Origin of the sequence: Paraburkholderia rhynchosiae, assembly GCF_002879865.1 — a bacterium.
In the GTDB taxonomy this organism is placed as follows: domain Bacteria; phylum Pseudomonadota; class Gammaproteobacteria; order Burkholderiales; family Burkholderiaceae; genus Paraburkholderia; species Paraburkholderia rhynchosiae.
The window spans coordinates 1-859 of record NZ_PNXY01000113.1 but is presented as its reverse complement, the minus strand read 5'-3'; the positions used below and the strand labels follow the sequence as shown (position 1 = coordinate 859).

Sequence of the window (859 nt, the reverse complement as noted above, 5' to 3'; positions counted from 1 at the left end):
AGAGGGTGTTAGGAACTTGAATAGTCTGTGCGACATGTACAAGCATGAGCATGGCGAAGACAACGAAGTGTAGGCCGGCCAATGTTTCGGGCAGGCGTTCGTAATCTCGCGCCAGTCGCCGGAATCGGTTGAGCCAACCGAAACTACGCTCGACAACCCATCGTCGCGGCAACAGCACGAAGCCCTTCTTTGCCTCTGGCAGCTTGATGATCTGCAGTTCGATACCTTCGTCATGCGCAGCCTGTCGAGCCGTGTCACCGGTATAGCCCTGGTCAGCGAATGCAAGCTTTACCGTCTGGCCGGTTGCTTGCTGAACCTGACGCGCAAGCTCGGCTACCTGTGCACGCTCCTGCTCGTTGGCCGGCGTGATGTGCACCGCCAGTAGCAAACCTAACGTGTCGACAGCCATATGAACTTTGCTGCCCCGTTTGCGCTTATGACCGTCGTAACCGGCGCGCGGTCCGCTTTCGCACGTGGACTGCAGCGTGCGCCCATCCAGAATCACCGCACTGGGCTGGCCTTGACGTTCCTGTGCGACCCGGATTACGGATCGCAGATCGCTGACCATTGCCTCGAAGCAGCCCGCGTTCAACCAGCGTTGCGTTTGCTGGTAGACCATCTCCCACGGCGGGAAATTGGTCGGCAACATACGCCAGGACGCACCCGCCCGCGCCATCCAGCGCAGCGCGTTGAACATCTCGCGCAGTTCATACCGCCGCTGTGGCGCATCTTCATTCATCAACGTCAGATAGGGAGCCGCAAAGCTCCACTCTTCATCCGAGACATCTGTCGGGTATGGCTTGCGTTTTGTCATTCCGCCAGGGTACCAGGTCTGGAGGAAAGTTCCTAACACCCTCTA

The 859-nt window shown here is 58.6% G+C and carries 1 protein-coding gene; it reads right to left on the bottom strand.

Annotated features, from left to right (window positions below; translation table 11 throughout):
• A partial coding sequence (locus tag C0Z16_RS37030) for an IS5 family transposase (RefSeq protein ID WP_102636854.1) occupies positions 1-814 on the bottom strand: 814 nt, incomplete at its 3' end.
• Between the last annotated feature and the right edge of the window lie 45 nt (positions 815-859).